Genomic DNA, 8,638 nt, shown 5'->3' on the forward strand with positions numbered 1-8,638 from the left:
GGCGTTGTTACCCGCTCCAGCGGTACCGTTACATACGGAATAGCAGTTCGTTGTTTCCACGCATAGCCTAAGAGCGCTAAAAATACGCAGCATAACCCTACTACGACTATTAACCGTCGTTCTGATGAAAACATTACGCCCTTCCTTTCCGATTTTTCGATGCAATAATAAAACGATCCATCCGTGCAAATTCTTTGGACGCTTGGCCCAAACCGACCGCCACGGCATACCCCGGTTCCGGTGGTACCTGCACAGGAATTCCCAACTCTTCACTGATACGCTGACCAAGACCTTCCATAAGTGCCGTCGCACCGGTCAAAGTCATACCGCGCTCCATAATATCCGCCGCCAATTCCGGCGGTGTCTGTTCCACAACGGATTTAATTTCATCCACAATCCGTTGTAATGTGTCTTGCATAACCTGGTAAACTTCCGATTTACGAATAATAATTCGTTTCATCAGACCATTGGCAATATCACGGCCCATGAAAGAAACTTCCAATTCTTCCTGCGGCGGCAACGCCGTTCCCAGTTCCATTTTAATACCTTCCACCGTTTCTACGGCGACCATTACGGAATAGGTATTTTTAATATATTGTAATATAGCTTCATTAAAATCATGGCCGCCGATACGTGCGGAGTGAGCAATAACCTTGCCCCCTAAGGACATAACGCCGATATCGGTGGTACCACCGCCAATATCTACAGCCATACTGCCGCATGCTTCAAATACCGGCAAATTACACCCTAAGGCAGCCGCCACCGGCGCTTCCACCAAGTACGCTTCGCGCGCTCCGGCCTGAATAATAGCGTCCGTCATGGCCCTTTTTTCCACATCCGTAATACCGCAAGGCACGGCCATAATAACACGGGTACGCCCTACCGTACGAGACGCCTTACTCATGAAGTGGCGTAACATAGTGAGCATAACACGATAATCTACAATAAAACCGTCCCGCAAGGGGCGAAGTTCATCCAGCATATCGGGGGTTCTAAGCAAAAGTCGTTCCGCATCGGCACCAACAGCTACGATACCTTCCTGTTTCGTATCGGTAGCCACCAGTGACGGTTCGGACAATACGACCCCGCGCCCCTGCACATGTACATGGGTATTCACGGTTCCAATATCTATGCCTAAATCTCGTCCTAAGGACGAAAAAATACGAATCATATGTTTAGTCTCCTTACTTTACTCATCCCTATATTATACTATCGGCAGTAAGGATAAATCAACCAAAACGGCGCTTGTTCTCTAATTATCACGCCCTATTCATACTGCTGTATTTTGTAAAAACAGGCCCTACAAATAAACATATCACGGTCAAAAATTCATTGTCGGATGTTCTCTTTTTATACGCAGCCTGCCCTTTTATTATAGCATTTACCGTGAATTCGTTTAGACAATTTTTTCTATAAAAGATTTTTTCACCAAAGACTTCAGCAATCTACAACAGCCCTTTTTCACAGAGACTAGTATAGCGGCCATCACCGATAACAACATGATCCAATACGGGAATCCCCATCAGCTTGCCTGCTTTAATAAACAGCTTGGTAATACCGATATCTTCAGAACTTGGTTCCGGATCACCGGACGGATGATTATGAATTAAAATGAGGCTTGCTGCATTGGCTTGCATGGCTTGACGAAATACAGTGCGCTGTTCCGCCAAACTACCTGTTAAACCGCCGATTGAGATGGTTTCCACATCAATCAATTTATTTTTACAGGTTAAAAAGGCGGCACAGAAATGCTCTTCTTTTTCATAACGCAAACGCTCCATAATATAGGATGCCACTGCTTTCGGACTACTGAAATCTTCAAAATGTTCCTTCACTCGCAGCTGACCGAGACGACGCCCCAATTCAATAGCTGCGCAAACGGTAACCGCCTTATCGCGACCGATTCCCTTAATCTTTTGCAAAGCATCTACGGTCGTATCATTCAGTCCGTACGCGCCATGGCTTACTGTATCAAGGACCTCTTTGGCCAAATCCAATACGGATGACCCCTGTCGCCCCGTTCTGAGTAAAATTGCCAATAACTCAACCGTGCTTACGCCGGCGGCTCCCAAAGTTAAAAATTTTTCACGTGGCTTCTGCCATGGCTGCCATTCTCTGACAACACCTGTATATGTCTTAATCATATATCCCCCTAAATCACTAACCTACTTCACTAACCTAATTCACCGACCTAAATCACTGACCTAATTCACTGACCTAATTCACTGGCCTAAACCACTTAGCTAATGCACGCACCTAAATCACTAAGCTAATTTACGCTGTTAGTCCGGCGCCCCCATGCGCCGTAAATATCGCGCTACCACTTCCACCGGAAGGCCTACCACATTCGTATAAGAACCTTCAATGCGCTCTACTAAGTAAGCACCCTGCCCCTGTATGCCATAAGCACCGGCTTTATCCAGTGGTTCACCGGTAGCCACATAAGCATTTATTTCCGCATCACTAAGCGAGTAAAACAGAACCTTTGTTACGACGTGAAACACCTCTTGCTTAATTAATTGCTTGTCCCCATCGTAATAGCAAAGCGCCACCCCGGTCACTACTTCGTGTGTATCATCAGACAATTCTCGCAGCATCTGAGCAGCCTCTTTCTCATTAGCCGGTTTTCCCAACACATGCCCCTTATGAGCCACGATCGTATCAGAGCCGATAACCACATAGTCTTGTTGGCACCCGGTCTCCGGAACCAGTGCTCCCAAAGCCTGAGCTTCTACCAATTCATACGGATTGGCCGCCTGTTCATTATGTTCTTCATAAGTACTCGTTACAACTTCAAATTCAATATGCAATTGTTCTAATAGATCACGGCGCCGCGGCGACGCCGATGCCAAATATATTTTCATCAGTTATGTTTACCCCCGAATATGCCGTAAACTACAACGCGCAGTACCTCGAAAGGTACTGCGCGAGCATATCATCATTAGATTTTACAATCGTAAATCAGACTATTATATTACCAGTTTTTCATTACAAGACTTGCAGTAATACGTTTAGTATCACGAGCAATCATGATTTCTTCGTTAGTAGGAACTACGAAGATTTTAACTTTGGAACCTTCTACACTGATTTCAGTTTCTTTACCGCGTACGTTGTTGCGTTCACGATCAAGACGAGTTCCGAGGTATTCAAGACCGTTACAAATAGCGTCACGGTTACCAATACCGTTTTCACCGATACCGGCTGTGAATACGATTACGTCTACGCCGCCCATAACAGCTGCATAAGCACCGATTGTGGAGCGAACTTTGTAGTGGAACATGTCAAGTGCCAACTGAGCACGTTTATTGCCTTCTTCAGCCGCTTCTTCGATTACGCGGAAGTCGTTGGACACACCGGAAATACCGAATACACCGGATTTTTTGTTCATGATGGCATCGATTTCATGGTATGTCATATCCCATTTATCCATCAAGAAAGGTACGATAGCAGGGTCGATATCGCCGCAACGAGTACCCATGATCAAACCGGATAATGGCGTGAAGCCCATGGAAGTATCGATGGAACGACCGGCTTTAATAGCAGCCACACTGGAACCGTTGCCAAGGTGACAAGAAATGATGCGCAAGTCACTCATGTGTTTGCCCATTAATTCAGCTACGCGCTGAGCCACGTATTTATGGCTGGTGCCGTGGAAGCCGTAACGACGAACACCGAGTTCAGTGTATGCTTCGTATGGCAAACCGTAAAGGAATGCTTCAGCAGGCATAGTCTGATGGAAAGCCGTATCGAATACAGCTACCTGAGGTACTTTTGGCATGATAGCTTCGCAAGCTTCGATACCTTGGATGTTTGGTGGGTTATGAAGCGGTGCAATTTTAGCACATTCTTCTAAAGCTTCCATAACGGCCGGTGTAATCAACACGGAGTCAGCAAACTTTTCAGCACCATGAACCACACGATGACCAACTGCATCAATTTCATCCATGGAAGAAATTACGCCGAATTCTGCATCAATCAAGATGTCGAGCAAAATTTTAAGCGCTTGTTTGTGGTCCAAAATTGGTTCTACGCGTTCCAACTTTTCAGCATCCGGACGTTTGTGAGTGAAGATAGCATCTTCCGCACCGATCTTTTCAAATTGTCCTTTAGCTAATACCGCTTCATTGTCCATGTCAATGAGTTGGTATTTTAAAGAAGAACTACCACAGTTTACTACTAAAACATTCATTACTTATCCCTCTTTCTTAGTAATTTGAATTTTTCCTACCACAAGGTCAGAAATCTGAGCTCCCATTGTGCTGTCAACAGGATACTGATAGGTTATATTCCACAATACACCTTTATCGGCAAATGTGTATTGAAAGAAACGAATTTGGATTTTGTTAGCTACCAGTGTAGCCGACGAGGTAAAGGCTTGAACACCGTCTACCGTTTTCATCTCATCCGACCATGTCAAATTGTTGCCGAAGCTTTTTTCATAAAAAGCTTTAGATTCAGCACCATAAGCAGCTTCTGTGGGCAAAGGTTGACCCGCTTTCGGGGAGATGGCTTCAATGGAAACCAAGAAGTTTTTATCGGCCCCTAAATACGTCGTTACAGGATACCCCAACGCATTTTTGGTCGTATTAGGCTGAACGCCTATATCGTAAGGCAAGGCAACGGTAATTTCCGAGTTGCCGCTCTTAATTACTTTATGACCGAAACTATAAGAATCCAATGCATTATCACTGCCACAGCCGCTAATCGCAAGCATCAGCAAAGCCATGCAAAAAACAGTGAACCATTTCTTCATAATATCCCTCGATTCAAAACGTCTGTACAAGTAAAGCGTACGATTAAATTATACCATTCTTTGCCATTACTTGCACGCCTCTTTTTAGACATATTCACTATTATTTTTATTCATATGTATATTTACTGTAATTTTATTGTAAAAAATTAAGTTTTTTCTAAAAAAAGCCTCTTCATAGCGGCAAATACGCCCTCTCATTCTATGCTATAATGAAATAAATACCACGTAAATTTTCAAAGGAGTAGAATTATGAATTGTATCGGAATCATTGCCGAATATAACCCCTTTCACAAAGGGCACGAACATCAACTAAAAGAATTGGCAAAACGCTATCCCGATGCACTGCGCATTGTTGTTATGAGCGGTTCCTTCGTGCAACGCGGCGAACCGGCTCTTTTTGACAAGTTCACCAGGGCTCGCTGGGCTCTATTAAACGGCGCTCACGCTGTCATCGAACTTCCTACGGTGTACGCTACGGCCAATGCCGAACGGTTTGCCGCCGGCGGAGTCAGATTATTGCACCTATTAGGAGCCCGCGCCCTCGCTTTCGGCACCGAAACGGAAGATGCCTCTTTATTGCAAAAAATCGCCCGCCTTAGCCTGAGCAGTACCGTACAAACGGCCTGTCGTGAAGCGCTGAAAAATGGTGAATTTTATGGCACCGCATTACGCCAAGCTATTATCGGCGAATGTCCGGATGCGGCGGCTATCGTCAATCAACCAAACGCCTTGCTTGGACTCGAATACACCAAAACCATTCAACAATATGGCTTAGCGATGAACATCATCCCCATTTTGCGGGAAGGCGAACATCATAGTGACAAGCTCGCAAATAACTGGCCATCCGGCACAGCCTTGCGTCGCCAAATCAGAAGTCTCGACTCGCCCACCGTTTTGCCTCCGACCGATATCTTATCCCCCTATATTTCAGCTAATTTACACAACGAATACAAAGAGGCTGTCGAATCGGGCGCTTATTCTGATTTAGCCAGGTACTATGACCTCGTGCTCTACGAAAGCCGAAAACAAAAGGCAGCTCAATTAGAGGCATTAGCCGATTTTAAAGAAGGTCTCCACCAAACTTGGGCTTCGGTCAGTCAAAAAGCATCTTGGTCAAAGGCGCGTGAACAATTAAAATCGAAGCGTTATTCCTATGCCCGCCTTGATCGCATGGCTTCTTATACGGTGCTTGGCATTACCCAAGAATTACAAAACGAAGCTCACACAGAAGGGCCGCCATATGCACGGCTCCTTGGTTTTACCGATGAAGCCCGACCTTGGCTGCAGCGTAAAGAATTTACGGTGCCCCTCATCCAGAAGTGGGCTCCTTTTATAAATACGGCCTCCGGCCTCACCGCTGAATTAGCTTCACTGGACCAACGAGCTACAGACCTTCAAAAGCTGTGCATGACAAATCCAGCCAAACGGCAGGGTGGCGAAGACTTCTACTTTACCCCTTGGTATATAAAAAAATAAATGTTTCATGGCTCTATATTGCTGCTATGACGTTAAGAAATATAAATACCCCATACGACGTTAAGAAATATAAATACCAAAAGGACATTGCCCAAATAAGGCAATGTCCTTTTATTTGTTATAAACCGAAGTTTCCGGCTATTATCATATTTTCAGGCTTACGAAATGGTAACGCTATCTTCGCCGTCCTGCTCTTTTACATTTACGCGCACGGTTTCCATATGAGACGTAGGAATATTTTTCCCCACATAATCGGCTCGAATCGGTAATTCGCGATGTCCTCGATCAACGAGAACAGCTAATTGAATAGCCCGCGGTCTGCCCACTTCCATTAAGGCATTAAGGGCGGAACGAATGGTTCGCCCCGTATAGAGAACATCATCTACCAAAATAACCAATTTCCCCGTCGTATCTAACGTGAACGGTGGTCCTTCTTTGCCCTTGGTCGTTCTGTCATCACGGTACATAGCCACGTTGATAGTTGCCACATCAATATGCACGCCTTCGATAGCTTCAATCTGAGCTTGTAAGCGCTCCGCTAAATAAATACCGCGCCGTTCAATGCCTAAAATGAGTGCATTTTCCAGACCTTTATTACGTTCTAAAATTTCATGGCTAATGCGGCGAATGGCCCGCATCATAGCCTGTTCATCCATTAGAATTCGTTTTTCCTGCATAGCTGACTCCTTATACATTATGAGTTTTAGCATAGTCTAAGCAAGCTAAAAAGTCCTCCGGTAATGGCGCTTCAAAATACATATCCTGCCCCGAAATAGGGTGTTTCAAGGCTAAACTGAAGGAATGTAAGGCTTGCCCTTCAATAGGAAACTCCATCTTACGATAGCCGTAGAACGGATCGTTGACCACCGGATGGCCGATATGGGCAAAATGAACGCGAATCTGATGTGTCCGGCCTGTTTCCAGTACACATTGAACCAAGGTGTGTTTGCCGAATCGTTCTACAACCGTAAAATGCGTAATCGCTTCCTTGCTGTTTTCAAAAACAACAGCCATTTTCATTCTGTCTTTCGGATGACGTCCGATAGGCGCCTTAATCGTGCCTCGTTCTTCCACAATATTGCCGTGTACCAATGCATAATAGGTACGCGTTGCCGAATGGGCTTTTACCTGTTCAGCCAAACCGATGTGGGCCAAATCATTCTTCGCCGCCATCATGACGCCCGATGTATCTTTATCGAGTCGATGAACGATGCCCGGGCGAATTTCACCATTAATTCCCGATAAATCCTTACAATGGAATAATAAAGCATTTACCAGTGTGCCCGTATAATTACCTACCGCCGGATGCACTACCATACCACGCGGTTTATTGATGATAATAATATCGTGTTCTTCATAGAGGATATCTAGGGGAATATCTTCCGGTTTTACTTCAACCGCTTGCGGCTTCGGCACGGCCACAAAAATCTTTGAACCGGCCGTAAGCTTTAAATTGCTTTTGGCCGCTTTTTGATTAACCGTAACAGCCCCGCATTTAATCAATTGTTGTACATAACTGCGAGACCCTTCCATAATCGATGTTAAATATACATCTAGTCGTTCCCCTTCTTTATCGTCCGGAACAGTTAATGTAAGAGTCTTATCAATCCCTGTATTGCCATCCACTGCTTCCATCGTATCCAAAGCTTCATCCATATCTTGCAAAGATTCATCCATAGTATGTAAAGTATCTGATTTCATTACTTACCTCCTTCATGCGGTGTTCGCCAAACATGAATCGCCAATAGCACCACACCGACACAAATCCCGATATCGGCTACATTAAAAATGGGCCATATGCGAAAATCAAAGAAATCCACTACGGCGCCCAAATGATATCGGTCCCAGCCATTGCCCAGAGCACCACTAACCAATAAGGCGGTCCCCAATTTTGTAAATACATCGCCATTTAAAATATATCGGCGAAAATACCATAAGACACCGAGTAAGACAACGACTATGGCCAAGAAAAAAAGCCGCTGATTTGCCAATATGCCAAAGGCCGCGCCTTTATTTAAAATATATGTCAAATGAAAGACATTAGGTATGACCGGTAAGGATTCCCCCAGCAGGAACGATGCCTGCACCCATTGCTTTGTCAATTGATCTAATACGAACCATGCAATACCAATTATAATATACACTCTATCCATCCTTTATCAGTTTATAGTCTAGTCAGTTTATTCTTAAATGCCTGTACGCCATATCATCAGGGCATTTCCTTTACTATGTATTATGACATAAAACGCTTGGTTTGGTCTACTCTATATAAAAAAGGGTTCTATAATTTATTTTGGGGCGCTAAAGAGAAACGCTAGTTGCGTGTCCTCTTGGCGCCTACTTTTTTTTGCACAAAAAAAGATATATTGAATAAAATCCGATACAATAAAGGTGCTAACAATTAACGAA

The 8,638-nt window shown here is 44.5% G+C and carries 9 protein-coding genes; 1 reads left to right on the forward strand and 8 read right to left on the reverse strand.

Going from position 1 to position 8,638, the window contains the following annotated elements:
• Positions 1-133 precede the first annotated feature (133 nt).
• The 5 genes from E7204_RS06345 to E7204_RS06365 form a co-directional block, all read right to left on the reverse strand.
• Positions 134-1,171, reverse strand: a complete 1,038-nt coding sequence (locus E7204_RS06345) for a rod shape-determining protein (protein ID WP_021841684.1) — start codon at positions 1,169-1,171, stop codon at positions 134-136.
• Between the two features lie 274 nt (positions 1,172-1,445).
• A complete protein-coding gene (radC, locus tag E7204_RS06350) occupies positions 1,446-2,144 on the reverse strand; it encodes a DNA repair protein RadC (RefSeq protein WP_295182866.1) in 699 nt (232 codons plus the stop codon).
• A gap of 138 nt (positions 2,145-2,282) precedes the next feature.
• A complete protein-coding gene (locus E7204_RS06355) occupies positions 2,283-2,864 on the reverse strand; it encodes a Maf family protein (RefSeq protein WP_295182868.1) in 582 nt (193 codons plus the stop codon).
• Between the two features lie 110 nt (positions 2,865-2,974).
• Positions 2,975-4,189 (reverse strand): acetate kinase, encoded by a 1,215-nt coding sequence (locus tag E7204_RS06360; protein WP_127058763.1) that lies wholly within the window; start codon positions 4,187-4,189, stop codon positions 2,975-2,977.
• A 3-nt stretch (positions 4,190-4,192) separates the two neighbouring features.
• A complete protein-coding gene (locus E7204_RS06365; RefSeq protein WP_295182872.1) occupies positions 4,193-4,726 on the reverse strand; it encodes a hypothetical protein in 534 nt (177 codons plus the stop codon).
• A 276-nt stretch (positions 4,727-5,002) separates the two neighbouring features.
• Between E7204_RS06365 and E7204_RS06370 the strand changes: the two genes are divergently transcribed.
• Positions 5,003-6,229 carry a nucleotidyltransferase family protein gene (locus E7204_RS06370; RefSeq protein ID WP_295182873.1) on the forward strand — a complete coding sequence of 409 codons (1,227 nt, stop codon included), beginning with the start codon at positions 5,003-5,005 and terminating at the stop codon, positions 6,227-6,229.
• Positions 6,230-6,387: 158 nt separating this feature from the next.
• Here the strand turns inward: E7204_RS06370 and pyrR are convergent, their stop codons facing one another.
• The 3 genes from pyrR to lspA form a co-directional block, all read right to left on the reverse strand.
• Positions 6,388-6,906 carry a bifunctional pyr operon transcriptional regulator/uracil phosphoribosyltransferase PyrR gene (gene pyrR / locus E7204_RS06375; RefSeq protein WP_127058760.1) on the reverse strand — a complete coding sequence of 173 codons (519 nt, stop codon included), beginning with the start codon at positions 6,904-6,906 and terminating at the stop codon, positions 6,388-6,390.
• 10 nt (positions 6,907-6,916) lie between these two features.
• On the reverse strand, positions 6,917-7,864 hold the full coding sequence (locus E7204_RS06380) for an RluA family pseudouridine synthase (RefSeq protein ID WP_295182875.1): 948 nt from the start codon (positions 7,862-7,864) through the stop codon (positions 6,917-6,919).
• A 65-nt stretch (positions 7,865-7,929) separates the two neighbouring features.
• Entirely contained in the window at positions 7,930-8,373 is a 444-nt protein-coding gene (gene lspA / locus E7204_RS06385; RefSeq protein ID WP_127058759.1) for a signal peptidase II, read from the reverse strand.
• Between the last annotated feature and the right edge of the window lie 265 nt (positions 8,374-8,638).

The organism is Veillonella sp. (genome assembly GCF_015058545.1).
GTDB lineage: Bacteria > Bacillota > Negativicutes > Veillonellales > Veillonellaceae > Veillonella_A.

What these genes read in the sequence shown, in the direction of transcription:
- E7204_RS06355 (WP_295182868.1), bottom strand. Translation starts at nt 2,864, where the DNA reads ATGAAAATATATTTGGCATCGGCGTCGCCGCGGCGCCGTGATCTATTA.
- E7204_RS06345 (WP_021841684.1), bottom strand. Translation starts at nt 1,171, where the DNA reads ATGATTCGTATTTTTTCGTCCTTAGGACGAGATTTAGGCATAGATATT.
- E7204_RS06360 (WP_127058763.1), bottom strand. Translation starts at nt 4,189, where the DNA reads ATGAATGTTTTAGTAGTAAACTGTGGTAGTTCTTCTTTAAAATACCAA.
- radC (WP_295182866.1), bottom strand. Translation starts at nt 2,144, where the DNA reads ATGATTAAGACATATACAGGTGTTGTCAGAGAATGGCAGCCATGGCAG.
- pyrR (WP_127058760.1), bottom strand. Translation starts at nt 6,906, where the DNA reads ATGCAGGAAAAACGAATTCTAATGGATGAACAGGCTATGATGCGGGCC.
- E7204_RS06380 (WP_295182875.1), bottom strand. Translation starts at nt 7,864, where the DNA reads ATGGAAGCAGTGGATGGCAATACAGGGATTGATAAGACTCTTACATTA.
- E7204_RS06365 (WP_295182872.1), bottom strand. Translation starts at nt 4,726, where the DNA reads ATGGCTTTGCTGATGCTTGCGATTAGCGGCTGTGGCAGTGATAATGCA.
- E7204_RS06370 (WP_295182873.1), top strand. Translation starts at nt 5,003, where the DNA reads ATGAATTGTATCGGAATCATTGCCGAATATAACCCCTTTCACAAAGGG.